Source organism: Amycolatopsis cihanbeyliensis (assembly GCF_006715045.1).
In the GTDB taxonomy this organism is placed as follows: domain Bacteria; phylum Actinomycetota; class Actinomycetes; order Mycobacteriales; family Pseudonocardiaceae; genus Amycolatopsis; species Amycolatopsis cihanbeyliensis.
The window spans coordinates 58,640-85,090 of the sequence record NZ_VFML01000002.1 but is presented as its reverse complement, the minus strand read 5'-3'; the positions used below and the strand labels follow the sequence as shown (position 1 = coordinate 85,090).

At 71.5% G+C, this 26,451-nt stretch carries 30 protein-coding genes; 19 read left to right on the top strand and 11 right to left on the bottom strand.

The window, feature by feature from the left end; all coding sequences use genetic code 11:
• Positions 1–17: 17 nt before the first annotated feature.
• Both FB471_RS28920 and FB471_RS28915 read right to left on the bottom strand, forming a co-directional pair.
• Positions 18–1,163, bottom strand: a complete 1,146-nt coding sequence (locus tag FB471_RS28920) for an FAD-dependent monooxygenase (protein ID WP_142002739.1) — start codon at positions 1,161–1,163, stop codon at positions 18–20.
• Entirely contained in the window at positions 1,160–1,744 is a 585-nt protein-coding gene (locus FB471_RS28915; RefSeq protein WP_142002737.1) for a TetR/AcrR family transcriptional regulator, read from the bottom strand. The genes FB471_RS28920 and FB471_RS28915 overlap by 4 nt, the downstream gene beginning before the upstream one ends.
• A 132-nt stretch (positions 1,745–1,876) precedes the next feature.
• On the opposite strand from FB471_RS28915, the gene FB471_RS28910 reads away from it, so the two are divergent.
• From FB471_RS28910 to FB471_RS28905, 3 genes are all read left to right on the top strand, one after another.
• On the top strand, positions 1,877–2,710 hold the full coding sequence (locus tag FB471_RS28910; protein WP_142002735.1) for a pentapeptide repeat-containing protein: 834 nt from the start codon (positions 1,877–1,879) through the stop codon (positions 2,708–2,710).
• A 55-nt stretch (positions 2,711–2,765) separates the two neighbouring features.
• Positions 2,766–2,918 carry a hypothetical protein gene (locus FB471_RS34285; protein ID WP_170221041.1) on the top strand — a complete coding sequence of 51 codons (153 nt, stop codon included), beginning with the start codon at positions 2,766–2,768 and terminating at the stop codon, positions 2,916–2,918.
• A 99-nt stretch (positions 2,919–3,017) separates the two neighbouring features.
• Positions 3,018–3,239 carry an MbtH family protein gene (locus tag FB471_RS28905; protein WP_142002733.1) on the top strand — a complete coding sequence of 74 codons (222 nt, stop codon included), beginning with the start codon at positions 3,018–3,020 and terminating at the stop codon, positions 3,237–3,239.
• 31 nt (positions 3,240–3,270) lie between these two features.
• Here the strand turns inward: FB471_RS28905 and FB471_RS28900 are convergent, their stop codons facing one another.
• Together FB471_RS28900 and FB471_RS34280 are read right to left on the bottom strand one after the other, a co-directional pair.
• Positions 3,271–3,480, bottom strand: a complete 210-nt coding sequence (locus FB471_RS28900) for a hypothetical protein (protein WP_142002731.1) — start codon at positions 3,478–3,480, stop codon at positions 3,271–3,273.
• Positions 3,481–3,520: 40 nt separating this feature from the next.
• On the bottom strand, positions 3,521–3,691 hold the full coding sequence (locus tag FB471_RS34280) for a hypothetical protein (RefSeq protein ID WP_170221040.1): 171 nt from the start codon (positions 3,689–3,691) through the stop codon (positions 3,521–3,523).
• Between the two features lie 183 nt (positions 3,692–3,874).
• Here FB471_RS34280 and FB471_RS28895 point away from each other — a divergent pair, with 183 nt between their 5' ends.
• The gene (locus FB471_RS28895) at positions 3,875–5,563 is read left to right on the top strand and encodes a BCCT family transporter (RefSeq protein WP_142002729.1); all 1,689 of its coding nucleotides are present in this window, start codon (positions 3,875–3,877) and stop codon (positions 5,561–5,563) included.
• Between the two features lie 30 nt (positions 5,564–5,593).
• Positions 5,594–6,079: an Hsp20/alpha crystallin family protein gene (locus FB471_RS28890; RefSeq protein WP_142002727.1), complete on the top strand. Its 486-nt coding sequence runs from the start codon at positions 5,594–5,596 to the stop codon at positions 6,077–6,079.
• Here FB471_RS28890 and FB471_RS28885 read toward each other — a convergent pair.
• On the bottom strand, positions 6,076–6,603 hold the full coding sequence (locus FB471_RS28885; RefSeq protein ID WP_170221039.1) for a bifunctional nuclease domain-containing protein: 528 nt from the start codon (positions 6,601–6,603) through the stop codon (positions 6,076–6,078). The two genes, FB471_RS28890 and FB471_RS28885, sit on opposite strands and share 4 nt — an antisense overlap.
• A 389-nt stretch (positions 6,604–6,992) precedes the next feature.
• Between FB471_RS28885 and FB471_RS28880 the strand changes: the two genes are divergently transcribed.
• Positions 6,993–7,910, top strand: coding sequence for a trypsin-like serine peptidase (locus FB471_RS28880; protein ID WP_170221038.1), 918 nt, complete (start codon positions 6,993–6,995; stop codon positions 7,908–7,910).
• A 33-nt stretch (positions 7,911–7,943) separates the two neighbouring features.
• Here the strand turns inward: FB471_RS28880 and FB471_RS28875 are convergent, their stop codons facing one another.
• Both FB471_RS28875 and FB471_RS28870 read right to left on the bottom strand, forming a co-directional pair.
• Positions 7,944–8,441, bottom strand: a complete 498-nt coding sequence (locus tag FB471_RS28875; RefSeq protein WP_142002722.1) for a hypothetical protein — start codon at positions 8,439–8,441, stop codon at positions 7,944–7,946.
• Between the two features lie 3 nt (positions 8,442–8,444).
• On the bottom strand, positions 8,445–9,191 hold the full coding sequence (locus FB471_RS28870) for a CDP-alcohol phosphatidyltransferase family protein (RefSeq protein WP_246076774.1): 747 nt from the start codon (positions 9,189–9,191) through the stop codon (positions 8,445–8,447).
• Positions 9,192–9,352: 161 nt separating this feature from the next.
• On the opposite strand from FB471_RS28870, the gene FB471_RS28865 reads away from it, so the two are divergent.
• From FB471_RS28865 to ribA, 6 genes are read left to right on the top strand one after another with little or no spacing between them, the layout of a single operon-like run.
• On the top strand, positions 9,353–10,330 hold the full coding sequence (locus tag FB471_RS28865; RefSeq protein ID WP_142002718.1) for a dehydrogenase: 978 nt from the start codon (positions 9,353–9,355) through the stop codon (positions 10,328–10,330).
• Positions 10,331–10,354: 24 nt separating this feature from the next.
• The gene (locus FB471_RS28860; protein ID WP_142002716.1) at positions 10,355–10,753 is read left to right on the top strand and encodes a 6-pyruvoyl trahydropterin synthase family protein; all 399 of its coding nucleotides are present in this window, start codon (positions 10,355–10,357) and stop codon (positions 10,751–10,753) included.
• Positions 10,750–11,910, top strand: coding sequence for a glycosyltransferase family 4 protein (locus tag FB471_RS28855; RefSeq protein WP_142002714.1), 1,161 nt, complete (start codon positions 10,750–10,752; stop codon positions 11,908–11,910). The genes FB471_RS28860 and FB471_RS28855 overlap by 4 nt, the downstream gene beginning before the upstream one ends.
• The gene (locus FB471_RS28850; RefSeq protein ID WP_211358280.1) at positions 11,907–12,731 is read left to right on the top strand and encodes a methyltransferase domain-containing protein; all 825 of its coding nucleotides are present in this window, start codon (positions 11,907–11,909) and stop codon (positions 12,729–12,731) included. The genes FB471_RS28855 and FB471_RS28850 overlap by 4 nt, the downstream gene beginning before the upstream one ends.
• Position 12,732: 1 nt before the next feature.
• Positions 12,733–13,725 (top strand): lysylphosphatidylglycerol synthase transmembrane domain-containing protein, encoded by a 993-nt coding sequence (locus FB471_RS28845; protein ID WP_211358279.1) that lies wholly within the window; start codon positions 12,733–12,735, stop codon positions 13,723–13,725.
• Entirely contained in the window at positions 13,722–14,369 is a 648-nt protein-coding gene (gene ribA, locus FB471_RS28840) for a GTP cyclohydrolase II (protein ID WP_142002710.1), read from the top strand. Before FB471_RS28845 ends, ribA begins: the two co-directional genes overlap by 4 nt.
• Here ribA and FB471_RS28835 read toward each other — a convergent pair.
• The 3 genes from FB471_RS28835 to FB471_RS28825 all read right to left on the bottom strand — a co-directional run bounded on the left by FB471_RS28835 (position 14,336) and on the right by FB471_RS28825 (position 16,686).
• Positions 14,336–15,085 (bottom strand): creatininase family protein, encoded by a 750-nt coding sequence (locus FB471_RS28835; protein ID WP_142002708.1) that lies wholly within the window; start codon positions 15,083–15,085, stop codon positions 14,336–14,338. The genes ribA and FB471_RS28835 overlap by 34 nt on opposite strands.
• 342 nt (positions 15,086–15,427) lie before the next feature.
• Positions 15,428–16,093, bottom strand: coding sequence for a RibD family protein (locus FB471_RS28830; protein WP_142002706.1), 666 nt, complete (start codon positions 16,091–16,093; stop codon positions 15,428–15,430).
• A gap of 53 nt (positions 16,094–16,146) precedes the next feature.
• Positions 16,147–16,686, bottom strand: coding sequence for an ArsR/SmtB family transcription factor (locus FB471_RS28825; RefSeq protein ID WP_142002704.1), 540 nt, complete (start codon positions 16,684–16,686; stop codon positions 16,147–16,149).
• 70 nt (positions 16,687–16,756) lie between these two features.
• Here FB471_RS28825 and FB471_RS28820 point away from each other — a divergent pair, with 70 nt between their 5' ends.
• The 5 genes from FB471_RS28820 (at position 16,757) to metX (ending at position 22,457) form a co-directional block, all read left to right on the top strand.
• Positions 16,757–18,004, top strand: coding sequence for an MFS transporter (locus tag FB471_RS28820; protein WP_142002702.1), 1,248 nt, complete (start codon positions 16,757–16,759; stop codon positions 18,002–18,004).
• Positions 17,988–19,205 (top strand): ROK family transcriptional regulator, encoded by a 1,218-nt coding sequence (locus FB471_RS28815; protein ID WP_142002700.1) that lies wholly within the window; start codon positions 17,988–17,990, stop codon positions 19,203–19,205. The genes FB471_RS28820 and FB471_RS28815 overlap by 17 nt, the downstream gene beginning before the upstream one ends.
• A 106-nt stretch (positions 19,206–19,311) precedes the next feature.
• Positions 19,312–19,881, top strand: a complete 570-nt coding sequence (locus FB471_RS28810; RefSeq protein WP_142002698.1) for a helix-turn-helix domain-containing protein — start codon at positions 19,312–19,314, stop codon at positions 19,879–19,881.
• 126 nt (positions 19,882–20,007) lie between these two features.
• Positions 20,008–21,315, top strand: a complete 1,308-nt coding sequence (locus tag FB471_RS28805; protein ID WP_142002696.1) for a bifunctional o-acetylhomoserine/o-acetylserine sulfhydrylase — start codon at positions 20,008–20,010, stop codon at positions 21,313–21,315.
• A complete protein-coding gene (metX, locus tag FB471_RS28800; protein WP_142002694.1) occupies positions 21,312–22,457 on the top strand; it encodes a homoserine O-acetyltransferase MetX in 1,146 nt (381 codons plus the stop codon). Before FB471_RS28805 ends, metX begins: the two co-directional genes overlap by 4 nt.
• Positions 22,458–22,483: 26 nt before the next feature.
• On the opposite strand, the gene FB471_RS28795 is transcribed toward metX, so the two are convergent.
• Positions 22,484–23,503 carry a LamG domain-containing protein gene (locus FB471_RS28795; protein WP_281287452.1) on the bottom strand — a complete coding sequence of 340 codons (1,020 nt, stop codon included), beginning with the start codon at positions 23,501–23,503 and terminating at the stop codon, positions 22,484–22,486.
• Here FB471_RS28795 and FB471_RS35580 point away from each other — a divergent pair.
• Both FB471_RS35580 and FB471_RS28785 read left to right on the top strand, forming a co-directional pair.
• Positions 23,406–23,894, top strand: a complete 489-nt coding sequence (locus FB471_RS35580; protein WP_281287451.1) for a UDP-N-acetylglucosamine 2-epimerase — start codon at positions 23,406–23,408, stop codon at positions 23,892–23,894. The genes FB471_RS28795 and FB471_RS35580 overlap by 98 nt on opposite strands.
• Positions 23,895–24,123: 229 nt before the next feature.
• On the top strand, positions 24,124–26,406 hold the full coding sequence (locus tag FB471_RS28785; RefSeq protein WP_142002690.1) for an ATP-binding protein: 2,283 nt from the start codon (positions 24,124–24,126) through the stop codon (positions 26,404–26,406).
• Positions 26,407–26,451 lie beyond the last annotated feature (45 nt).

Here is a 26,451-nt window from a genome sequence, read left to right as displayed (position 1 = left end):
GGCCGGGCGCTCGGAGCTCACCGGGTGGGTTTGCCTGCCAGGAGTTTCGCCAGGTAGCGGTCGAGCACCGGCAGGCGGGCCATCCGCAGCACAAGGCGGCGCAGCCGCAGTTCCAGTGCGGATGCGGGCAGGAACCAGCGGGCGGTGGCGCGGCCGGTGCGCTGCTTGTCCTCGGCGACCGGGCGCCACAGCCGCTCGTACTCGGCCAGCGCGTGGTCGATCGACGCGGTGTGGGCGAGCTGATCGGCCAGCAGGTGCGCACCGGCGATGCCGAGGGATGCGCCCTGGCCCGCGAGCAGGGACACCGCGTAACAGGCGTCCCCGACGAGCACGACCCGCCCCCTGCTCCAGCGGGGCAGTTCGATCTGCGCCACCTGGTCGTAGTAGATCTCCTCCGCCGGTGGGCAGGCGGCAAGTGCCCGGGGCACCAGCCAGCCCAACCCGCCGTAGACCTCCCGCACGGCGCTCCTGGGATCCTCCGGTACCGAAGGGTCCGCGGTGCGGTGTACACCGAAGGCGGCGACCCTCCCGTCGCGCAAGGCGTAGAACCCGAGCTGCCTGCCGACCGTGTCGGTCAGGCAGGCCCGGTTCCCGACCGCCGCGTGCATCCGTGGAGCGTCCACTGTGAACGCGACGGTGTGGAAACCGAGGTAGCGGAAGAACTGTGACTCCGCGCCGAACACCAGCCCGCGCACGGTCGAGTGGATGCCGTCGGCACCGACGAGCAGGTCGGCCCGCAGGCTCGTGCCGTCGTCCAGGGTGAGACGCACCCCGTCATCGTCCTCGGTCACCGCGACCGGACCGGTGCCGAACCGGAGGTCGACCTCGGGAGGGAGGTGCTCGCGCAACACCCGCTCGAGATCGGGGCGCATGAGGTTCACCAGCGGCCCGTCGGCGAACTGCGCGGGTTCCACCCCCGCGCGACGGCGACCGTGCTCGTCGACAAAGCTCGCCTCGTCCAGGTGGTAGGCGACCTGCTCGAGCGCGGGCAGCAGCCCCCTCTCCCGCACACTCCGGTAGCCGGGGCCGAAGAAGTCGATCATGTAACCCTGCGACCGGGGACCGGGTGCCCGCTCCAGCAGGACGACCTCACCACCATGGGCCGCCACCCGGCTCGCGCAGGTGAGCCCGGCGATCCCGGCCCCGCAGACCACCACCTTCATGCCTGCCCTCCTTCGCCTTCCGGTTCGACGAGCCTGCGCAGTACGGCGGTCGTGGGTTCGGGCGCGGGCCCCACTTCCAGCCCTCGACGCAGCAGCAGGCCGTCCAGCGCGGCGGCCAGCACGCCGGCCGTCTCCCCGGCCGAGGGCACCCCGTGCTCGGCCAGCCACCGGCCGAGCCGGTGCTGGAACTCCTCGACCAGCTCGCCGATCCGGGCGCGCAACCGCGGGTCCCGGCCGGCCGCAAGGTAGGCCTCGACCGCCAGCAGGGAACGCGGATCCGTCCCGGTGTACTCGCGCACGGCGGTGAGCATCGCGTCCACCGCCTCCGCGGGGGTCCGTGCGGTCCGCAGTACGGCGTCCACCTCGGCCAGTACCTGCCGCATCGCTCCCACCGCGGCTTCCCGCAGCAGGGCGGGCAGGGAAGGGAAGTGATAGTGCACGACGCTCGGCGTCACTCCGGCGCGTTCGGCGAGTATCCGCGTGCTCACCGCCGCCCAGCCACGCTCGGCGATGAGCTCGGCCGCGGCGTCCAGCAACCGCAGCCGCACCTCCCGTCCCCGTGTCGCCGCCGGCGAGGTCATCCGGCCACCTTTCCGGGCGAACGCCCTGAACGATCGTCCTGTACGAATGACCTAATCGTAGGGCAGCGCGAACCGTGGCGGAACACCGGGGGACACTGGGTCGTCGGCCGCGCACGCGGGAGGAGGGTTCAGGTGTCCGAGTCGCACCAGGCGCCCGCCGACGGCCGGGCCCGGCTGCGGGCGGACTGCGCGAGCTGCTTCGGGCTCTGCTGCGTCGCTCTGCCGTTCGCGGCCTCGGCCGATTTCGCGGTGGACAAGGCGGCCGGTACGCCGTGCCGGAACCTGCTCGCGGATTTCCGTTGCGGTATCCACGCCAGCCTGCGCGAGAAGGGCTTCCCAGGCTGCACCGTCTTCGACTGCCATGGTGCGGGGCAGCAGGTCTCCCAGGTCACCTTCGCGGGCAGGGACTGGCGAACGGCGCCGGACAGTGCCGGGCAGATGTTCCAGGTGTTCGCGGTCATGCGGCAGCTACACGAACTGCTCTGGTACCTGAGCGAGGCGCTGACGTTGCCCGAGGCCCGCCCGGTGCACGGGGAGCTCCGCCGCGCGCTGACCGAGGTCGAACGGCTCACCGGGGAGCAGGCAGGCACGCTCGCCGGGTTGGACGTGGCGGCCCTGCGTGCGCGGATCAACCCGATGCTGCTCCGTACCAGCGAGCTGGTGCGGGCGACCGTGCCCGGCCGCACCAAGAACCGCAGGGGAGCCGATCTGATCGGGGCGCGGTTACACCGGGCCGACCTGCGCGGGGCGAACCTGCGCGGCGCCTACCTGATCGCGGCCGATCTCACCCGGGCCGACCTGCGCGCCGCCGACCTGATCGGGGCCGACCTGCGCGATGCCGACCTGAGCGGCGCCGACCTCACCGGCAGCGTCTTCCTCACCCAGCCGCAGGTGAACGCGGCCAAGGGGGATACGGCCACGACGCTGCCCGGCGCACTCGAGCGCCCCGCGCACTGGCGAACCTAGCGGGCGGCCGAAACTCGGTGGTGAATCGCGGGGGGAGGGCGGATGATCGCGCGGCATGGCCGGCGACATGTTCATCGACCCGGAGCGCGACCCCCGGCTCGATCCGCCCGCCCGCGCCGACGAGCGGGCGACCCTGCTGGGGTTCCTGCGCTTCCAGCGCGCCACCCTGGAGCTGAAGTGCGACGGGTTGGAAGCCGTTGACCAGTAGCGGCCGGTGGGGTCACCGGCGCCGGACATGGTCAAGCCCGCCGACCGTAGGCTAGGCTCACCTACGACTGCCCGGCGGCGACGAGGAGGACCACCGACGATGACGAATCCCTTCGACGACGAGAACGGCCGGTTCCTGGTGCTGGTGAACGCGGAGAACCAGCACTCGCTGTGGCCCGCCTTCGCCGAGGTCCCCGCCGGGTGGGAGATCGTCAAGTCCGAGTCCAGCCGACAGGAGTGCCTGGACTACGTCGACGAGAACTGGACGGACATGCGCCCGAAGAGCCTGATCGAGGCGATGGAAGGCGAGAAGACCGAGTAACCCGCGCGGCCCCGTTCCCACCCTGACGAGCTCAACCGGCCCGCCTGCGGTGCCGCGGGGTGTCGGTGTCGAGGCCGTCGGTCGCGCGCAGCCCCAGCGCGTCCAGCAGCCGGGCGCAGTCCTCGGCGTCGCGGGCGGCGGAGGCGACCGCGCGGGCGGCCTGCCGGCGCTGCGCCGGATCGGTGGTCGGTTCCTCGGCCGGCGGTCCCTGGGGGATGGGGTTCTGCTGCTGTCTGCTCATCGTCGCTCCCGGTCACCACCCGTCAACGCCCGGATGATCGCTACTCTTTTGCTTCGTCGAACGGCGGTGCGGTGGTGTCGTCGTCGGCGGGTGGCTCGGGGTCGCGCCACTCCTGCGCCCGCGTCGGCCGGTTGGCCCGCACCATGCCGTCCAGCTCGGTCTTGAGCTGCTCGTCCTCCCTGGCGCCGTGCTGGTCACTCTCGCGGTGCATGAGACACCTCCTCTGCGGTGGGAGTCTCCCGCCGGATACCCGCGCCGCGGTACCGGGAAACCGGATGTTTGCCGTATCGGCGAGCGGGGAACTCGATGATCCAGGAGCGGCCGCCGTCCTCACCCCGAGCGAGCGGCCGTTCCTGCTGTCGGGCCTGCGAGCGCGATGAGGGAGGGCAGCGGTATGCCCACATCCGAAGACCAGCCGCCGGCCGGTGCACTGTGGGGGTACCTGCGTACGCACACCAACCCACCGGTCTTCATCCTCTCGGTCGTACTGGTGCTGGCGTTCCTGGCCGCCGGGGTGGTGTTCACCGGGACGATCGAGCGTGCCGCGAATGCCGTGCTGGACTTCATTACCGGCAAGCTGGGCTGGTTCTACATCCTGGCCGCGACGTTCTTCCTGGTGTTCGTGCTCGGTGTGATGCTCAGCCGGTACGGGCGGCTGCGACTCGGGCCGGACAACTCCCGGCCGGAGTACCGCACGCTGCCCTGGTTCGCCATGCTGTTCACCGCCGGAATGGGTATCGGCCTGGTGTTCTACGGCGTCTACGAGGCCCCCTATCATCTGCGCAACGCGCCGATCTCCGCGGCGGGCGAGCAGGAGGCCGGCACGCAGGCGATGAACTACACGATCTTCCACTGGGGCCTGCACCCCTGGGCGATCTACATCGTGCTCGGCCTTTCCATGGGCTACTTCTGTTTCCGCAAGGGCCTGCCGTTGCGCCCCGCGTCCGGTTTCTACCCGCTGATCGGCGACCGGATCCACGGCTGGGTGGGCAACCTGATCGACGTGCTCGCCGTGTTCGGCACCCTGTTCGGGCTGGCGACCTCGCTCGGCCTCGGTGCCCAGCAGGTCAACGCCGGGCTGTCCGAGGTGTTCGGGCTCTCGATCAACCCCACCATGCAGGTCGCCATCATCGCCCTGATCACCGCGGTCGCGGTGGTGAGCGTGATGCTCGGCATCAACAAGGGAATCCGCCGGTTGTCCGTGGTCAACCTCGGCCTCGCCCTGCTGGTGATGGCGTTCATCTTCGCGGTGGGGCCGAAGCTCTACATCCTCACCGGCCTCGCCGACTACACCGGGTTCTACCTGCAGAACCTGGTCGGCACCAGCTTCGAGGTGTTCAACCAGCAGGCCGAGCCGGAGGCGGCGAGCTGGCAGGCGGAGTGGACCCTGTTCTACTGGGGCTGGTGGATGTCCTGGTCCCCGTTCGTCGGCATGTTCATCGCCCGGATCTCCTACGGGCGCACGATTCGCGAGTTCATCGGGGGGACCCTGTTCGCGCCGGTCGGCGCCTCCATCGTGTGGTTCACCGTGCTGGGCGGTACCGGCCTGCGCTACCAGCTGGACGGCAAGACCGACATCGCGGGCGGAGCCCCGGAAAGTGCCTTGTTCACGCTGGTCGGTGAGTTGCCCATCGGGACCATCCTGGCCGTGCTGGTCTCCTTGCTGACCGTGCTGGTGGTGACGTTGTTCTTCGCCACGTCCTCGGACTCCGGTTCGCTCGTGGTCGACATGCTCACCAACGGCGGTGACCCGCATCCGGTCCGCGGCCAGCGGATGTTCTGGGCCGTGACCGAGGGAGCGGTCGCGGCCGTGCTGCTCTGGATCGGTGGTTCGACGGCGCTGGACGCGTTGCAGTCGGCAGCGATCACCGCCGGCCTGCCGTTCGCGGTGGTCCTGCTGTGCCTGTGTGCGGGCCTGGCCAAGGCGTTCCGCGACGAACGGCTCGCGTCGGCGCCCTCGGCCTCCCGACTGGCGACTCCGGACGCGCGGGCGCACGACCTCTCCGAACGAGAGCCGGTAACCGACTCCGCCACCGGCGCACCCGCGCGGCGACCGCGTGGTGGCCTTTCCAGCCGTAGCTGATCCGGGCTGCACAGCGAGGAGGTGATCGTCATGCCCGCACGAGGCCGCAAGTTTCGCAACCCTTTCCGTGGCGTGGTCGACGGCGTCAGCGAGATGAACCGGATGGCCGACCGGATGACCGGGGCGGACGGCGGGTCCACGGAGCAGCAACCACGCGGGTACGCCAACGCGTGGAGCCCCGCGACCGACATCGTCGCGCGGGGATCGGACCTGCTCATCCGCTGCGAGTTGCCCGGGGTGAGCCTTGACGACGTCGAGGTCAGCATGTCCCGCGGCACGCTGACCATCGCGGGGGAGCGCCAGCGGGACGAGGAGGACACCGAGGTGTACGTGCGAGAACGGGCTCACGGTCAATTCCGCCGGGACATCACCCTCCCGGAGGGGGTGAAGAAGGAGCACATCGAGGCGGAACTCACGGAGGGGGTGCTGCGGGTGACCGTCGCCGGTTCGGCCGCGGCGCCGGGCTCCAGCCGGATCGACGTCCGTGCCGGCCGGGATCGGGGCCGGACAGGCTAGTTGTCCCGGAAGTCCTCGGGATCGGTCTGGTCGAGCAGGGCACGGAAATCCTCGATCTGCCGTTCCTGGTCGCCGGTGGTCGTCGAGGAAGCCGGGTCGCTGGGGTCGACGGCGTCGGCCAGCTCGATGTCGACCGCGGCCGTGTCCAGTACGGTCTCGGCCACCTCGACCGGCACTCCCGCCCGCAGCCCGATGGCCACGGCGTCGCTGGGCCGGGCCGTGATCCGCAGGTCGCCATCCAGTACCAGGTCGGAGAGGAAGACCCCGTCGCGCAGGTCGGTCACCTCGACCCGGACGAGCTGGCGCCCGAATGCCTCCAGCACGCGGCCGATCAGCTCGACCGTGCCCGGCCGGGGGTGCTCGACCTGTTGCTGGGCGGCGAGCAGTGCCTCGGCCTCGGGCGCGCCGATGGCGATGGCGAGCCACCGTTGGTCACCCGTGGTTTCGCGCAACAGCATCACGGGTGCCGTTTCCGGTGGCACCAGAACCACCCCTTTGACGTGCATGGGGACCACAACACTCACCGTGCTTTCGGTAGTTGGTGACGATACTGGCATTGTCGGATACCCCGGGACCAGTAGTGCCTACCGTCGATCCTGGTAACACTTCGGCTACGCCCGGCGACCGGGTCGCACCGCGGGGTACCGCGGTGTCGTGCAGGTTCGGTACCGAATTCTAGGGCCGATGCCGCCGGCCGGCAGGCCGGCCCCCTGCCTTCGGAGCAGAATCATGGGGATATTCGGGGCAAGTGATATTACGCCACTCGAATGCTCATGGAGTATTTCGTCCGTTTGGACGTCGGTTTGTTCGAATGGGCCGTGCTAGCTTTGCCCGGCGCGCCGAACATTTCTGTGGCGCGAATCTTTCTCCCATCGCGAGGGCAATCATGTTTCGTTACAGATCTGCTGTAGCCGTGACCGCGGGGCTGGTCACGGCGTTCTCGATAGTCGTGGCGCCGGTGGCCAGTTCCGCGCCGGGCCTCGTCGGGCTCGATCCGGACACCTCGATCTCCGACGAAGGGCGGGTCGGCTCCGCCGGTTTCGCCGATGCGGGCAAGGGTGCTTCGGCCGCCGGTTTCCCCGGCACCGGTGATCTCGCCGACGCCACCGGAGTGAACACCAAGCCCGATCCCGCGCCCGACCCCTCGGGGCCGGGCGGGGATATCCACGCCGGGTCGATCATCGGGCCGGACGGCCGTACCCGGGTCAACGACACGACCACCTTCCCCGCGCGGGCAACCGTGTATCTGACCTACACCAAGCCGGGCGGCGCCACCAGTTGGTGCACGGGCTGGATGTACGCGCCGAACGCGGTGGCCACCGCGGGCCATTGCGTGCATGGCGGCGGCTCGAGTGGGGACTGGAACTACGGGTTCACCGTGTATCCCGGCCGCAACGGCGGCTCCTCACCGTACGGTGGCTGCACCGTGGACACGAAGTACAGCGTGCTGGGCTGGACGAGGGACCGCAACACCGAGTACGACTACGGCGGCCTGAAGCTCAACTGTACGGTCGGTGACACCGTGGGCTGGTACGGCATGCGGTGGCAGGGCGCGTCCTACGACGGTACGCTGATCTTCAGCAGGGGATACCCGCAGGACAAGCCGCAGGCAACGCAGTGGTTCACCTCCGACGAGGTGCGGCAGTCCGATATCCGCCAATTGCGCTATCGCCTGGACACGGTCGGCGGGCAAAGCGGCTCGCCGGTGTACATGTTCGGCTGCGAAGGCTACTGCGGAATAGCCGTACACACCACCGGCTATTCGGACCACAACCGCGGGACGAGAATAACCGAGCAGGCTTTCGACAATTATCAGAGTTGGAAGAGCTGAGGATATCGGGTCGTGGGTGGTACGCGGTGGCGCTCAGCGTGGCCGCATACCACCCTCGTCCACGACCACCCCTGCCTGCGGGCCGCCACCAGGGCAGTCGGGACCGTTGGGGTACTGCATCGCCGGTTCCACCTCGACCGACTCGGTCCGCACGGTGGCCCCGCCTTGGTCCGCCAGCCGCAGGGTGACCCGCACGGGGCTCGCCGGCAGGTCCGGCACGGTGACGAAGCCGTGCAGCTCACCGGTGGGGGCGGCTTGCGCACCGCACCCACTGCCCGTGCAGGTGGTGCTGGCGACACCGTGCGAGGGGCGTAGCGTCAGTTCGGGGGCGCGGCAGGAATCCTGCCAGCACACCTCGATGGATGCGGAGTCCACAGTGGACGCGGGTGGTTCCCTGACGTCCACGCCGATCCCGACCGGGGTCCCGATCTCGGTGCAGGCATGCCCGCCACCCGCCCCGGAATCCGCCCCGCAGCCCGCCAGCGCGGCCGCGCTGAGCAACACCAGGACCTGTCTGCCGTACCGAGTCATGCCCTACAGACGGGAACGGGCACGGGAACGGTTGCAGCCGGCGGCCGTACGTGCCCGATCGCGGACCAGCCAGCCGAGGTCCCGGCCGAAAGACCAGGTCAGCGCGGCCAGCGCCAGCACGGTCCCGGCCAGCGCGACCGGCCGAGGGAACACCTCGGATGCCGCGGCCACCAGGATGATCCCCTGCACGGCCGCGACCACCTTGCGGCCCGTGCGCGGCGGCAGCGGGGCCCGCAGCCAGGGCAACACCAGGCCGGCCGCGAGGAAGGCGTACCGCATGACCCCGATCGCCAGTACCCAGCCGCCGAGGGAGGTGGCGACCTGGAGGCTGAGCACCAGGATGAGGAAGGCGTCGACCTCCATGTCGAACCGGGCGCCCAGCGGGGAGGCGGTTCCGGTGCTGCGGGCCACCTTGCCGTCCACCGCGTCCAGCACCAGCGCGACCGTGGCGAGGGCGACCAGCGGGACGGTCGCCGCGGACGCGGCCGGGGCGCCGAGTGCGTCCACGACCAGCGCCGTGACACATCCGGTGAGCGTGGCCCTGACCAGGGTGACCTGGTTGGCCGGGCCCAGCGGGCCCCGGCCGTCGCGCAGCGCCAGCGTGAGGACCGTGCAGACGGCGAGACCGTAGCCGCCGCCGGCCAGCCAGCCTCCGATACCGAGGCCGGTGCCGACCGTCAGCAGCGCCAGCAGCACGAGTTGCAGGCCCAGGCCACCGACGGCGGTCAGGTGTCCGCCCGCTGTGTGCAACCAGACCTCCAGCTCCTAGCGCGCGGCTACCGTGCCGCGCAGTGCAGGTAGCCACCGGCCCGACCGAAAGGGCCTGATCAGTCTACTTGGTATAGTGGTGTCGGGGCCTGGCTGGAGCGTACGCGGCGTCCGGATCGCCGACCAGCACTGGAGGACTGCCCATGGGGAGCGCGGCCCAAGCTTTCTGGCTCCGCGCGCGCGGCCAGGGCGAGATCCGCCCGGCCGAGTTGCCCGAGCCCGGTACCGGCGAGGTGCTGGTGCGCACGCTGTACTCCGGGATCAGCAGGGGTACCGAGGCCCTGGTGTTCCGTGGCGGTGTCCCGGAGAGTCAGCATGAACTGATGCGGGCGCCGTTCCAGGAGGGCGACTTCCCTGCCCCGGTGAAGTACGGCTACCTGAACGTCGGTCTGGTCGAGCGGGGCCCGGAGTCACTGCGCGGGCGGACGGTGTTCTGCCTGTACCCGCACCAGACCCGCTACGTGGTCCCCGCCGATGCGGTGACCCCGGTGCCGGACTCGGTTCCCGCGGCACGGGCGATCCTGGCCGGTGCGGTGGAAACCGCGGTGAACGCGGCCTGGGACGCCGCGCCGCTGCTCGGCGACCGGATCGCGGTGGTGGGGGCCGGTATGATCGGCTGCTGCGTGGCCAGGGTGCTGGCGGGGTTCCCCGCCAGCAGGGTGCAACTGATCGACACCGACCCCACGCGGGCGAAGGTCGCCGCCGCGCTCGGCGTCGATTTCGCCACCCCGGAACGAGCCGAGGCCGATCGCGACCTGGTGGTGCACGCCAGTGGTACCGAGGCCGGACTCGCCCGCGCGTTGGAGCTGCTGGTTCCGGACGGCGTGGTGGTCGAGCTGAGCTGGTACGGCGACCGGAAGGTGACCCTGCCGCTCGGCGAGTTCTTTCACTCCCGCCGGCTGGTGCTCCGCAGCAGCCAGGTCGGCACCGTGTCCCCGGCCAGGGCCGGCCGCAGGGACCATGGGGACCGCCGCGCGCTGGCCCTCGAACTGCTCGCCGATCCCGCCTTCGACGCGCTGGTCACCGGCGAGTGCCGGTTCGCGGAACTGCCGGCGGTGCTGCCCTCACTGGTTCGCGATGAACCGGCAGCGCTTTGCCACCGTGTGGTGTATGACCGGTAGTCGAGCGGGCTGGAGGGCAGCGCGTTGTTCCAACTCACCGTCCGTGATCACGTCATGGTCGCGCACAGCTTCCGCGGGGAGGTCTTCGGTCCCGCGCAGCGGCTGCACGGCGCGACCTTCGTCGTGGAAGCCACCTTCCGCAGGGCCGAGCTCGACGCGGACAACATCGTGGTGGACATCGGGCTGGCCACCCGCGAGCTCGGGCAGGTGCTCGGCGAGCTGAACTACCGGAACCTGGACGAGGAGCCGGCGTTCGCCGGGGTGAACACCTCCACCGAGTTCCTGGCCAAGGTGGTCGCGGACGAGCTGGCCGAGCGGGTGCACGCGGGTGCGCTCGGCGCGGGCGCCCGCGGGCTCGCCGGAATCGCGGTCACCCTGCGCGAGTCCCCCGTAGCCTGGGCCAGTTACGAGCGGGCGCTATGACAGGGCTTCGGAGAACCGGAGGGACCTGCGGTACCGGGCACGAGAACGCGCGCACGGCGGAGCCCGCGAGCGGGGAGGCAGCGCAGGTCCCGAGCTTCCTGCTGCCCGGTGACGTCGACGATCTCACGGTGCCGAGCGGCGGCAATGTCTACGGCCGCAGGGTGTGCCGGGAACTGCCCGCGCGGGCGGTGCCGGTCGCGGGTGGCTGGCCGCGACCGGACCGGACCGCACGCACCGCGCTCGCCGGTGCGCTGCGCGCCGAACCCGATGGCGCGGTCGTGCTGCTCGACGGGCTGGTGGCCTGCGGTGTGCCGGACATCGTCCTCCCGCAGGCGCGCCGGTTGCGGCTGGCCGTGCTGGTGCACCTCCCGCTCGCCGACGAGACCGGGTTGCCAACGGAACTCGCCGGGCGGCTGGACGCGGCGGAGCGCGCCACCCTGCGGGCGGTGAGCGCCGTGGTGGCGACCAGCCACTGGGCCGCCCGGCGGCTGATCGAGCACCACGGCCTGGACGAGAACCGGGTACACACCGTCGAGCCGGGCACCGATCCGGCGCCGCCCGCCCGCGGGACCGATGGCGGGTCGGGGCTGCTGTGCGTGGCCGCGGTGACCCCGCGCAAGGGGCTGGACCTGCTGGCCGAGGCGCTGTCCGAGGTTACCGACCAGCCGTGGACCTGCACCTGCGTCGGAGCGACTCGCCGCGACCCCGGCTACACCGAGCGGCTGCGCGGGCTGATCGAGCTGCGCGGCCTCGGCGAACGGATGATCCTGGCCGGGCCGCGGGCGGGATCCGAGCTCGCCGCCTGCTACGGCGCGGCGGATCTGCTGGTGCTGCCGTCCAGGGCGGAGACCTACGGGATGGTGGTGACCGAGGCGCTGGCCCGCGGCGTACCCGTGCTGGCCACGGCGGTCGACGGGATACCGCAGACACTGGGCACGGCGCCGGACGGCAGCGTGCCGGGCATGCTGGTGCCGCCGGAGGACGCCCGTGCCCTCGGCGTCGCGCTGCGCGGCTGGTTCACCGGGACGGCGCTGCGGCACCGCCTGCGGGTGGCCGCGCGCCGCCGGCGCGGCACCCTGCGCGGCTGGGGCGTCACGGCGGAACGGCTGGCCGGGGTGCTGGCCGGCCTGCGCGGCGAACCGGGGAGGGCGGCGTGACCACGAACACCGCCTATCCCGCGGCGTGGTTGGAGCTGCGTGCGGACGCCGACGCCGCCGCACGGGCCTCCGGGCTGGTCGCCGCACTGCGAGCGCACCTGCCCGGCCCGCCGTTGCTGGTGCGGGACCTCGGCTGCGGTACCGGATCGATGCTTCGCTGGCTCGCCGGCAGGCTACCCGGCCCGCAACGGTGGATCCTGCACGACCGTGACCCCGCGCTGCTCGCGGTGGCCGCCGCGGCGCAGCCGGAACACGCCGCAGACGGTGCCCCGGTCGCCGTGCGCACCGAGCGGGGGGACATCACCGAGCTGCGTGCCGACGACCTGGCCGGTACCTCGCTGGTGACCGCCTCCGCGCTGCTGGACCTGCTGACCGCCGAGGAGGTCGCCGGGCTGGCAGGGGCCTGCACCGGGGCCGGATGCGCCGCACTGCTGACCCTCTCGGTGGCCGGGCGGGTCGAGCTCACCCCCGCCGATCCGCTGGACGCCGAGCTCGCCGCCGCCTTCGACGACCACCAGCGGCGCACCGTGCACGGCAGGGAACTGCTCGGGCCGGACGCGGTCGAGGCGACCGCCGCGGCCTTCCAGCGCGGGGGCGCCGCGGTGCGCCGGCATCCCAGCCCGTGGCGACTGGGCGAGAGCGAGGCGGTGCTGGCGGCGGAATGGCTTCGCGGCTGGGTCGCGGCCGCCGTCGAGCACCGCCCGGACCTTGAGCCCGCCGCCGAGGGCTACCTGCGCAGGCGGCTCAGCTCGTGCGCGGAGGGTGCGTTGCGGGTGGTGGTCTGGCATGAGGACCTGCTCGTGCTGCCGGCGGAGGGATAGCGTGCGGCGGGCGTTCCCGACCTGGCTGCGGCCGTGCGTCGGGCCGGCCATCATCGGGGTGCTGCTGTGGCAGGTGGGTACCGAGGCGCTGGTGGACGGCCTGCGGGTGATCGGGCCCCGCGAGTTGCTACTGGCACTGGCATTCGGCCTGGCCACCACGGTGCTCAGTGCCTGGCGGTGGTGCCTGGTGGCCCGGCGGCTCGGGCTGGAGCTGCCGCTGGGTAAGGCCGTCGCGGACTACTACCGGGCGCTGTTCCTGAACGCGACGCTGCCCGTGGGCATGCTCGGCGACGTGCATCGCGCCGTGCGGCACGGCAGGCAGGAGGGCGACCTCGGGCTCGGCGTGCGGGCGGTGGTGCTGGAGCGCGCCGCGGGCCAGGCGGTGATCGTCGTGACCGCGGTGGCGGTGCTGCTGGCCCAGCCCACCATCGTTCCCGCGGAGTTCCATGGCCTGGTCACCACGTCCGGTGTGGCGATCGTCGGCCTCGCGGCCCTGCTGCTGGTACTCACCCGCACCGCGGGCAGGCGGAGCGCCGGTGGTTCCCGGTGGGGTCGCGTGTGCGCCGCCTTCGGTGCGGAGGCACGGGTGGGGCTGCTCGCCAGGGACGCGTGGCCGGGGGTGACCGCCCTGTCGGTGGCGGCGCTGGCTGGGCATCTGGCGCTGTTCCTGGTCGCGGCCAGGGCGGCGGGATCGGTCGCGCCCGCCACCGAGTTGCTGCCCCTGCTGGTGCTGGCGTTGCTCGCGATGGGGCTGCCGGTGAATGTCGGAGGATGGGGAGCGCGGGAAGGCGCGGCCGCCCTGGCGTTCGGCGCGGCGGGGCTCGGCGCGGCCGAGGGACTGACCACGGCCGTGGTCTACGGGGTGCTCGCGCTGGTCGCGAGCCTGCCCGGGGTCGGGGTTCTCCTGCTCGGGCAACGGTACGGCGGCCGCGCTCTCGAGCCGCGGCGGGTGCGCTGCGCCCGGACGCCCGCACGGATTGGACAGGCGATATGACCGAACACGACGCGGTGGCCGGCCCGGCGCGGCGACCGGCCGTCCGAAGGACCGTGGACACCCGGATGCCCACCTCGGCCGGGGACTTCCGCGCGATCGGGTACCGGGATCCCACCGAGGTGCATGAGCAGGTGGCGCTGGTGCACGGCGAGGTCACCGCGGGCGAGGTGCTGGTGCGAGTGCATTCGGAGTGCCTGACCGGGGACGTGTTCGGCTCGACCCACTGCGAGTGCGGGGAACAGTTGTCCGCGGCGTTGCGGGCGATCGTCGCGGCGGGCGCCGGGGTGCTGGTCTACCTGCGTGGCCACGAGGGCAGGGGGATCGGGTTGTCGGCCAAGCTGAAGGCGCTGCGGCTGCAGGACGAGGGCATGGACACCGTCGAGGCGAACCTGGCCCTCGGCCTTCCGGTCGACGCGCGGGACTACCGGCTCGCCGCGGAGATCCTGCGCGACCTCGGGGTACCCGCGGTGCGGTTGCTGTCGAACAACCCGCGGAAGGTCGCCGCCCTGCGGCGGTACGGGATCCGGCTCGTCGAGCGGGTCGGCCTGCTGGCCGAGCCGAACGAGGAGAACCTGCGCTACCTGCGCACCAAGCGGGAACGGCTGGATCACTACCTGCCGCACCTCGACGACGTTCCCGGCTGATCGAGCACGGCGAGCAGCTCGCCGAAGGCCTCGACGAGACCGGCGAGCAGGAGCCGCCCCTTCTCCGCGGAGGCGGCAGAGGGACGACCGACCACACCGGACTCGCTGTAGGCGGCGAGTCCGAGGGTGAGCAGGTGTTCCCGGTCGTCGGCGAGATGGTCGGCGGTGGCATAGCCGGGGCGGACCAGATGCGGGTGGGCGTGCAGCAGTACCGAGGTCTCCAGCTCACCCGCGTGCATATCGCTGCGCGCCGGGGTCGCGATCCCGGCCGCGGCACGCGCGTTCCCCAGCGCCTCACCGGTGGGGAACAACGCCATCCGGTACCCGGCAGGGCCCGCCTCCTGGACCACATTGGACAGTACGTAGTTGCCGCCGTGGCCGTTGACCAGAACGAGCCGGTCGACGCCGGAGCCGCGCAGCGACTCCGCGACATCGTGCACGATCGCGTACAGCGTGCGTGCCGAGATGCTGACCGTGCCGGGCCATGCCGCGTGCTCGTGTGAGCAGGAGATGGTGACCGGCGGAAGCCGCAGCACCGGGTGCGCGGCCGCCAGCGCGCCGACGATCGTCGTCGCGATCACCGTGTCGGTTGACAGCGGCAGGAACTCGCCGTGCTGCTCGAAGCTGCCGACGGGAAGCACGGCGACCCGCGCGCCGCGCTCCCGTTCCTCGGTCGTGGTGCTCACCGGCAGCAGGTGGGTTTCGAACCCGGTCATGCTTGCTCCTTCGCGGCTTCGCGCGCGTCCGCGATCGTGTCGACGGGGCGCCCGGCACGACCCGGCGTATGGTCACCAGGGCACGCGCCCCGCCGCCCCGATAGCGGGGCCTTCGGCCGAGGGCGCGCCCTGTGGTCACCGTGACGGCCGCGGGTTGACCCAAGGGGTGTCATGCTTGCTCCTCCGCGGCTTCGCGCGCGTCCGCGATCGTGTCGACGGGGCGCCCGGCACGACCCGGCGTATGGTCACCAGGGCACGCGCTCCGCCGCCCCGATAGCGGGGCCTTCGGCCGAGGGCGCGTTCTGTGGTCACCGTGACGGCCGCGGGTTGACCCAAGGGGTGTCATGCCTCGTCTTCCTTTCCGCCGGGGGACAGATAGCGCAGCAGGACGACATCGCCGAGCCGCCGTACCTCGGCCAGGGTCAGCGGGTGCTCGGCGTCCTGCGGGAACGTGCCGGGACGCACGAACCGCGGTGCCTCGGGGTCCCCGACGAAGAACGGCGCGCAGACCAGTTGCAGCTCGTCGGCGAGTCCCTCGGTGAGGAACATCGTGTGGATCGCGCCGCCACCCTCCACCATGAGGCGTTCCACGTTCCGCGCGGCCAGGTCGGCGAGCACGCGCCGCGGGTCGAGCGGGTCGCCGGCGCCGATCACGGTGGCCACCCCGCCGAGCCGGTCGCGCACCGCGGGCGCCACCGAGGTCGGGGTGTAGACCAGCTTGCCGGCATCCCCGGTCGTGAAGAAGCGGGCGGAGGGGTCGAGCCGACCGCCGGCGGTGATGGTGACCTTCACCGGGTCCGCCGGGACACCGAACCGTACGGTGAGGCGAGGGTCGTCGGTGCGGACCGTGTTGGCCCCCACCAGGATGGCGTCCACCCCCGCCCGCACCCGATGCATCCGCTCGACATCCTGCTCATTGGAGAGCATCAGCCGGGTCGCGCTCCCGTCGTCGATGTAGCCGTCCAGCGACACGGCCACCGAGAGCAGCACGTAGGGCCGAGGTGTCACGGTCCTCCCTCCCCGCGTGTTTGCCGTCCACGCGCGTGAGTTTGCCGCTCACGTCATTCGGCGAGTCGGTGCAGGACCACGATGCCGCCGTGCACCGGCTGGTCGAGGCGCCGGTCGTCGGTCTCCACGTACTCGTCGATCACCGCGCAGATGCGCCGATCCAGCTCGGCCACATCCTCGGCGGACAGGTGCAGCATGAAACGCGCGAAGGTACGCAGGGAGTCCGGGCCCGCCTCGGCGAACTCCTCCTGGAACGCCTCGAGCGGGGTGGACCCGGCCTCGGCGACCGGGATGCTCAGCCACCAGGTGTGGGTGGTCGACCGGTAGGGCTTCTCCAGGGCGCCGCTGTCACCGGTGCGCACCTCCGCCTGGGCCAGCAGGCCGGCCTCGACCAGCTGGCGGACGTGGTAGAGCACGGTGCCCGGGTCCCGGCCCAGCCGGTCGGCCAGCTGCTTGTTGGTCAGTTCCCGCTGCCGGCACAACCGCAGGATGCGCTGCCGCAACGGATGCCCCAGCGCCTTGGCCTCTTCCGCCGTGACCGCACGTCGTTCCCGCGGGCCAGGCGCGGACTCCTCGGTGTGCTGATCCCGCATGGCGGCAGGGTAGCCCATCGCCGTGAGAGACTGATTGAGAAAAGCCCATCGATGTGCAATCCTCCATTGGGTGTCGAACCTCGGTGCCGCCTACTGGCGGCTGTGGACCTCCTCCGGCCTTTCCAACCTGGCGGACGGGCTGGTCAAGGTCGGGCTGCCGCTGGTGGCCGTGCAGTTCACCCGGTCACCCACGCTGATCGCAGGACTGGCCTTCGCGGCGACCGTGCCGTGGCTGCTGTTCGCCCTGCCCGCGGGCGCGCTCGCCGACCGGCTGGATCGCCGCGGGGCGATGCTCGGCGCCAACCTGCTGCGCGGGTCGTTGCTGGGCGCACTGGCGCTGGTCGTGCTGCTGGACCTCGGCTCGATCTGGGCGTTGTACCTGGTCGCGTTCGGCCTCGGCGTCGCCGAGACGATCCACGACACCGCGGCCCAGTCGATCATGCCGCAGCTGGTGCCCGGCGATCAGCTTTCCCGCGCGAACGGGCGGCTGTACGCGGTCGAGCTGACCGCCAACGAGTTCGCCGGCCCAACGCTGGCTGGGTTCCTGGTGGCGACGGGCGCGGCCGTCGCGCTGGCGGCGCCGAGCGCGCTGTGGGTGCTGGCCGTCGCCGCGCTGCTGCTGGTGCGCGGCCGGTTCCGGGTCGAGCGGGAAGGGAACACCACCCTGCGTGCCGAGATCGCGGAGGGGTTGCGCTTCCTGTGGCGAAACCGGTTGCTGCGCACGTTCGCCGCGATGACCGGCGCGGTCAACTTCGCCACCAGTGCGACCACCGCACTGCTCGTGCTGTACGCGGTCGGACCTGCCTCCCCGATGGGGCTGTCCGAGCAGGCCTACGGCGTACTGCTGGCCACCATGGCCGCCGGGAGCCTACTCGGATCCCTCGTCACCGCGTGGCTGGAGCGAGTGCTCGGCAGGGCGCGGTGCCTGATGCTGTCCACAGTGTCCGCCGCACTGCTGGTCGGTATCCCGGCTGTGACCGTGAACCCCTACCTGATCGGCGCCGCGTTCTTCCTCGGCGGCGCCGGCATCATCGGCTGGAACGTGGTCGTGGTCTCGCTGCGCCAGCGGATCACGCCCCCGCACCTGCTGGGGCGGATGAACAGTGGATTCCGCCTTGTCGCATGGGGCACCAGGCCGCTGGGTGCCGTCGCCGGTGGCCTGCTGGCGGAACTGCTCGGGCTGCGTGCGGTGTTCGCCCTGATGGCACTGGTGGTGCTCGGCGCGCTGGCCGGTATGCGGATCGTGACCGACACCGCGATGCACGACGCCGAACGCGCACCGGAGGGCGCGTTGCTCCCGGATGGCGGACGCCGTTGACACCGCGGTGCCCGCGGTATTGCGTCGTGTCGTGGGCAGCGGGGGGAACAACGGCAACGGCGTACGCGAGTCGAACGCCGCCGCGGTGCTGGCGGCGGTGCGGGTGGCCGCGCCGCTGTCCCGTGCGGAGATCGCGCGGCGCACCGGGCTGAGCGTACCCACGGTGAGCCGGCAGGTGGGAGAACTGATCGAGCTCGAGTTGCTGCGTGACCTGCCCGGCCCGCTCCGCGAGGGTGGCGTCGGCAGGCCGACCGTGCCGGTAGAGTTGAACGACGTGGTGGCCGCCTGCGGGGTGCACATCGGGGTGACGACCACCACCTACGGCCTTGCCGACCTGCGCGGCAATCTGCTCACCAGCGAGCGCGTGCCCACCCCGACCACCGGTGCCGCGCGGGCGCTCGCCGAGCTCGGCGCGGCGGTCCGGGCGTTGTGCCGATCCTGGCCGGACCGCCGGATCATCGGCGTGGGCCTGGCCACCGGTGGGCGGGTCGACGACCTGCACGGCCTGCTCGAGCACGAGCGGCTGGGCTGGTCCGGTGTCCCGGCGCGGGCGGCGCTCGCGGAGGCCACCGGTCTTCCGGTGCGCCTGAACGGGCACCTGCCCGCGATGGCGGCGGCGGAGCTGCTGTTCGGTGACGCCGGCCTGCACCGCAGCTCGCTGTACTTCTACGCGCGGCAGACGGTCGGTGTCGCCATCGCCGCGCACGGGCGGCTGCACCGCGGACCCGGGCGCGCCGGCACGATCGCGCACCTTCCGGTCGGCGGGGACGCCGCCTGCCCCTGCGGCCGCACCGGCTGCCTGGAAGCCACGGTCGCCGAGCAGCGGGTGGTCGAGGCCGCGGCCCGAACCGAAGTGATCAGCCTGCCGGACATCGGGGCGCTGCGGGAGGCCGCGCTCGCGGGCAGCGCCCGTGCCCGGCGGATCCTGAGCGAGCGGGCACGGGCACTGGGGCGAGCGGTCGGGCTGCTGCGGGACATCGTGGACCCCGAGCTGGTGGTGCTCGGCGGGCAGGCCATCACGGACGCGCCGGAGTACCTGGACGACCTGCTGCGCGCCTTCGCCGATACGACCGTGCTCCCGGGCACCGACCTCGTGCAGGTCACCCGGTTCGGGCCCGATGTGCAGGCGGTGGCGGCCTGTGCCGGGCTGCTCGCCGAGCTCTACGACCACCCGCTCTCGTTCGGCTCAGGCGGCTCCTGACCTCGGTACCGGCCGTGCGTCTCGCCCTCGGTTCCGGCAGGTCGGCCATGGCGGGCACGACCCGACCAACTTGACAAACCTTGTTGCTGTTTCTGCAATAGAGGCCATGGAAGACGTACTCGCCGGCGTCGGGCCGCGCCTCAAGCACATCCGGCAGCAGCGCCGGTGCACGCTCGCCTCGCTGTCGGAGACCACCGGGATCTCGGTCAGCACGCTGTCCAGGATGGAGTCCGGGCAGCGCAAGCCCAGCCTCGAACTGCTGCTGCCGATCGCGCAGGCGCATCAGGTGCCGTTGGACGAGTTGGTCGGCGCCCCGCCGGTCGGTGACCCGCGGGTGCGGCTGAAACCGGTCAAGCGTGGGGACGCCACGGTGGTTCCGCTCACCCAGCGGCCGGGCGGGCTGCAGGCGTTCAAAATGGTCATCGGGCGCGACCGGAGCAGTCCCGATCCACGAACCCACGAGGGTTACGAGTGGTTGTACGTGCTCAACGGGAAGCTCCGGTTGGTGCTCGCCGACCACGACGTCGTGCTCACGACCGGGGAGGCAGCGGAATTCGACACCCGGCTCCCGCACTGGTTCGGCAGCACGGGGGAGGCGCCGGTGGAGATCATCAGCCTGTTCGGACCACAGGGCGAACGTATGCACATCCGGGCGAAACCGCGCGACAAGAAATAGTTTTGTTCAGTGCGAAACTAATGACGAGGTTTCCGGCTATTGAGATGGCATGTGACTTCCAGTGCCTCCGTGTGAGTATTCCCGGGTGATCACCCGAGACCGCTGAGCACGGAGGAAAGGCAGCACATGACCAGTACATCCACCGGATGGTCGTTCGAAACCCGGCAGATTCACGCCGGTGCCGCGCCGGATCCGGCCACCGGTGCCAGGGCGACCCCGATCTACCAGACCACCTCGTACGTGTTCCGGGACACGCAGCACGGCGCGGACCTGTTCAGCCTCGCCGAGCCGGGAAACATCTACACCCGGATCAACAATCCGACCCAGGAGGTGCTCGAGCAGCGGGTGGCCGCCCTGGAGGGTGGGGTGGCGGCTGTGGCCTTCGCCTCGGGCCAGGCGGCGGAGACCGCGACCGTGCTCAACCTCGCGCGGGCGGGTGACCATCTGGTGTCCAGCGCGTCCCTGTACGGGGGCACCTACAACCTGTTCCATTACACGTTGCCGAAGCTCGGCATCGAGGTCTCCTTCGTGACCGATCCGGATGACCTGGAGCAGTGGCGGGCCGCGGCGCGGCCGAACACCAAACTGTTCTTTGCCGAGTCCCTCGGTAACCCGCGCTCCAATGTGCTCGATGTCGCCGCGGTAGCGCGGGTGGCACACGACTCGGGGGTGCCGCTGGTGGTGGACAACACCGTGCCAACCCCGTACCTGCTACGGCCGATCGACCACGGGGCGGACATCGTGGTGCATTCGGCGACGAAGTACCTCGGCGGGCACGGTACCGCCATCGCCGGAATCGTGGTGGATGGCGGAACCTTCGACTTCGGCGCGTACCCGGGCCGGTTCCCGGACTTCTCCGAACCGGACCCGAGCTACCACGGGTTGCGCTACTGGGAAGCGCTCGGGCCCGGCTCGTTCGCCGCGAAGCTGCGGGTGCAACTGCTCCGCGACACCGGCGCCGCGATCGCCCCGCTCACCAGTTTCCTGATCCTGCAAGGCATCGAGACACTCTCGCTGCGGATCCAGCGGCATGTCGCCAACGCGCGGGAGCTGGCGACCTGGCTCGAGTCCCGGGAGGAGGTGGCGGTGGTGCACTACGCGGGCCTGCCGTCGAGTCCGTGGTACGCCGCGGCGTCGACGTACCTGCCCCGGGGTGCCGGTGCGGTGGTGTCCTTCGACCTGCGTGGCGGCGTCGAGGCGGGACGCGCCTTCGTGGACGGCACCCGGCTGTTCAGCCAACTGGTCAACATCGGCGATGTGCGTAGCCTGATCGTGCACCCGGCGAGCACCACGCATTCCCAGCTCGCCCCCGAGGAGCAGGCCGTGGCCGGGGTCACGCCCGGCCTCGTGCGGCTGTCGGTCGGGCTGGAGGGAATCGAGGATCTCCGGGCCGACCTGGAGGCGGGATTCCTGGCGGCGAAGGAAGCGCTGTGACCGCGGGTGTCGTCCCGGTGACCGGCGCGTGGCGCCCGGGGGATCCACCCGGGCGGCGCCGGTGGTTCACCGCACCGGGTCCGCTGCCGCTGTCCGGGGGCGAGGTGCTGCCCGGTTACCGGCTCGCCTACGAGACCTGGGGAGTGCCGAGCGCGGGCGGTGGGAACGCGGTGCTGGTCCTGCATGCGCTGACCGGGGACAGTCACGCGGCCGGGCCCGCGGGCGCCGGCCATCCGACGCCGGGTTGGTGGGACGGGGTGATCGGCCCGGGTCGGGCGCTGGACACCAGGGAGCTGTTCGTGGTCGCGCCGAACGTGCTGGGCGGCTGCCAGGGCAGCACCGGCCCGGCAGGCCCGGCGGCGGACGGGCGGCCGTGGGGCAGCCGGTTCCCCCGGTTGTCGATCCGGGACACGGTGGTGGCGGAGGCCGCGCTCGCCGACGAGCTCGGCATCCGGGAGTGGGCACTGGTGCTCGGCGGGTCGATGGGCGGGATGCGCGCGTTGGAATGGGCGATCACCTTCCCGAACCGGGTGCGCCGCCTGCTGGTGCTGGCGGCCTGCGCGGCGAGCGGCGCCGACCAGATCGCCTGGACCGCGGCGCAGCTCGCGGCGATTCGCGGCGACCCCGACTGGCTCGGCGGTGACTACCATCTCACCGGTTCCGGGCCCCGGTGCGGGCTCGGAACCGCGCGCAGGATCGCGCACACCACCTATCGCAGCGCCTCCGAGCTCGCCGACCGGTTCGGCCGTACCGCGCAGGCGGGGGAGGATCCCCACCAGGGCGGCAGGTTCGCGGTAGAGTCCTATTTGGATCATCAGGCTGGCAAGCTGGCGCAACGTTTCGACGCCGCCAGCTACGTGCTGCTGTCCGAGGCCATGAACCGGCACGATGTCGGCAGGGGCCGTGCCGGGGTGGCCGCGGCGCTACGAAGGATACGGGCCGAGGTGACGGTGGCGGGGATCGACACCGACCGGCTGTACCCGCTCCAGCAGCAGGAGGAACTCGCCGCGGGCATCGAGGGTGCCGGCCCGGTGCGGGTGATCTCCTCGCGGTACGGGCACGACGGCTTCCTGCTCGAGACGGATCAGGTCGGCTCCCTGATCTCGGAACTGACCAGCACTGTTGCGTTGTCGACGGGGTGAGGAACCGGCCGCGCGGCCGGTTCCGCTCAATCCACCGGACGTTCCATGTCCTTGGCGATCTCCGCAGGCGAGAGGGCACGGTTGTAGACTCCGATCTCGTCGAGGATACCGTGGAGCAGGTCCTCGCCGGCCGGAGTACCGCCGAACCAGAGGGCGGGATCGGAGGGCCATACCGCACCCCGGGCCTCCTGCTCCCGTACCTGCGTCCCGTTCACGTACAGCCGCAGTGCCCTGCCGTCGTAGGTAAGGGCGAGGTGTGTCCACTCGTCGACCGAGATGAACTCGTCGGTGGTGAGCTCGTTGCGGTGCCGCCGTGGCGTCGCCACCGCGCCGGGACCCTTGTCCGGGGTACTCGGGTAGAGCCCGTACTCGATGTCCCGCTGGCTGCCGCGAAGGGCACCGATCTGCCAGCGATCCCGGAAGCTGCTCGGCAGGGTCCACAGTTCGACGGTGAACCAGGGTGCCGCGAGACTGCGCGAGGCGGGTACCTCGACCCAGTCATCGACCCCGTCGAACCACAGGCCATCCCCGTATCGGCCACCGGACACTCGTAGCGGGCCGGAGAGCTCGCCGTGGTTTCGGTGGCCGCCGCTGTCCACCGCGACCTCACCATCGCCCTCGTTGAAACCATACTCCGCGACCAGACCTCGTGGACCGGGAGGATGCGTGGACGTGGCCGTGTCCGAGGCATCGGACAGGGCGGTCGCGGCCGGGGCCCGATAGGGGACCCGGTGCAACGATCCGCCGTTCGCGCCGGTGAAGGAGAGGTAGAGCAGGTCGCCTTCGGGACCGGTGTAGAGCTTCACGGGCATGCTCAGGTCGCTGAGGAACGGCTCCGTCCTGCTCGGATCGGGTTCACCCTGCTCGTCCAGCGGCATCGACCAGATGCAGCCACGAATGCTGTCGGCGAAGAACAACGCGCCGCGATACCGGTCGGGAGGGCTGATCGTGTCGGATTCCGGCGGTTTGCAGGAGGAAGCCAGCGTGCTCAAGCGGCCGGTCGTGGTGGTGCGGCGCAGCACCGAGCGTCCGGAAGCGGAAGGCACGTTCAGCGTACGGGCCGAACCGGGCGGGCGGCGCGACACGCTACTGCGGCAGCGGACCGGATCAATAGGCGAGCGGTTACGGGGGTTGCGTCGATCCCCTCGCCCTACGGGGACGGAACGGCGTCGCGGCGGGTGCTCGCCGCGATGGAGACGATGCTGCATGCCGGTGCCGTGCCGACCGAGCTGGACAGCGTCTGAGGTCCGGCGATCGCCGACAGTTGCCCACGACCTGCGGCTGTACGGTCCGTGTTTCCCGCCCTGTGCGGAAACAGGAAACGCGTTGTTTCGGCAATGCCGGCCGGTCATCCTTCGGGTAAGGGAATTTCGGGAGGATTCGACAAACCGCCTCGCGGTGGCCCATTCGACCGGCCAGGAAGGTAGTTTCCCATGAAGGTACTGGTGTCCGTCTCTTCGATGGTCCGGATCGCACTGTGGTTGATGCTGATCGCCGTCGTGTTCGGTGCGGTGCTGGCGGGTGGGTAGCCGCGAGTCCCCGGTCCGGCCGCAGCCGAGCACACCTGGTCCTCGGCTTCGTCGACCGCGTTCGGCACTCCCGCGGGGTACCCGCCGGAACGTCTCGGCCGCCATACTGGGCAGGACGTGCGGGGGAGTGACTACGGATGAGCGACCGGCAGGACACCTTCGGCGCCGAACTGCGCCGGTTACGGCTCGCCGCGGGCCTGTCCCTGACCCGTCTCGCGGAGCGGGTGCACTACAGCAAGGGCTACCTGAGCAAGGTGGAAACCGGCGCCGCGGCGCCGAACATGTCGCTCGCCCTGCTGTGTGACGCCGAGTTCCATACCGCGGGCGCGCTGGTCGCGCTCGTACCGGACGGCAGGCAACGACGGCAACAGGTGCCACGGCCACCCGCTCCCTCGCTGCCCGCTCCGCCCCCGGTCACGGCGCACTTCACCGGCCGGGCGCGGGAACTCGGACAGATCCGAGCCGTGCTGCTGGACGACGGTGCCGTCGCGTCGCGGGTCTGCGTGCTCAGCGGGATGGCCGGGGTGGGTAAGACCACGCTGGCCGCGCGGGTGGCGCATCGGCTCGAGGGCCGGTTCACCGACGGATGCCTGTTCCTGGACCTGCGCGGTCACACCCCCGACGCCACCGAGGTGTCCCCCGCCGAGGCACTCGACCGTTGCCTGCGGGTGCTGGGTGTGCCAGGGGAGGAGATTCCCCGCGATGTCGACGACCGCGCGGGTGTCTACCGGAACCGGTTGCGCGGCAGACGTTTCCTCATCGTGCTGGACAACGTGCGCAGCGCGCGGCAGGTCGTGCCCCTGCTACCCGCGGAACCGAACTGCCGCGTGCTGGTCACCAGCCGGAACCGGTTGCACGCCCTGGATGACGCGCAGCACATCATGCTGGACACCATGCCGGAGGCCGAGGCGGCCGCGCTGTTCCGGCGCGTCGTGGGCACCGCTCTGCCGCCGCCCGGCACGGACGAGCACACGGACCGGCTGCTGGCCCGGATCGGCGATCGGTGTGGCAGGTTGCCGCTCGCGGTCCGCATCGCCGCCGCCCGCTACCGCGGCAACCCCACCTGGACCCCGGACGAGCTGGCCACCCGGCTCGCCGACGAGCAGGCCAGGTTGGTCCTGCTGGACGACGGCGAGCGGAGCGTCACCGCCGCCTTCCGCCTCTCCTATCACGGCCTGCCCGTGGAGCAGCGGCACATGTTCACCGTGCTCGCCCTGCATCCGGGTCAGGACATCGACCTCCGCGCGGCCGGCGTGCTGGCCGGCATCGACCTGACCGCGGCCGAGCGGGCACTCACCGGGCTGCACGACGCCAACCTGCTCGTCCAGCGGGCGCCGGACCGGTACCAGTTCCACGACCTGCTCCGCGTCTTCGCCACGCACGGCGCGGTACCACCACCGCAACGGCAGGCCGCGGTCGGCAGGCTGATCGACTTCGCACTTGCCGGGGCCGAGCGCGCCTCCGCCCTGCTGGCCCCGCACCGCAGCAGACCGGAAGTGCGCCTCGGCCCGCTGCCCGTCGAGCCCGCACCGCTGCGGGACATCGACGCCGCGCTCGCCTGGTTCACCGCGGAGTGGCCCAACCTCGTCGCGCTGTGCAGGCTGGCCGCCGAGGGCGGGCCGCGGGAGCGGTGCTGGCAGTTGGCATTCAGCCTGCGGGACTTCTTCTTCCTGACCAAGCTGCGGCAGCCATGGATCGAGACGCACTCTCTCGCCGTTGCCGCGGCGAAGGAGGCGGGGGACGACCTCGCCCGCGCGGGCAGCCTGAACAACCTCGGCGTTCCCCATCTCGAACTCGGGGATCTGGACGCGGCGGCGGCTTGCTACCGGGAGGCGCTCGGGCTCTTCCGCGCACTCGGCGACGGCCCGGGTATCAGCGGCGCCCTGGCCAACAACGCATGGGTGACCCACCATCGCGGCGAGCACCAGGCGGCTGTGCGGGACCTGCGCCTCGCGCTGGATTTCTACGAGCGGCACGGGTTACCGCGCAACGCGGCCATCACCCTGCGCGGTATCGCCCTGATCGAGGCCGAGTCCGGGGCGGTCGAGCACGCGGTGGAGCACGCCCTGACCGCCTTGCGTTCCTGCCAGGAGCTCGGACTGGACCTGGACGCCGCGATGACACTGAACTGCCTGGGACTGGCGTACTACCGGTCCGGTCGGTGGGACCAGGCAGCGCGGGCCTACCGGCAGGCTCGCACCCTGGGCGAGGGCGTCGGGAGCCGGCACGAGACGGCGCGTGCGGAGACCGGCCTCGGCAACCTCGCCGCGGCGCGGGGCGATCGGGCCGCGGCGGAACGGCACTGGACCCGGGCACGGCAGCACTACCCGGATCTGAGCACGCTGCGGGTGGCCGAGGCCCGTGACCGGCTCGCCGAGCGGTCGCGAACCGTCACCACTGAGGAAGCGGCCGAGGCGTGAGGGCCACCCGCGGGACTCCAGGCGCCGCACCATCTGGTATCGAGC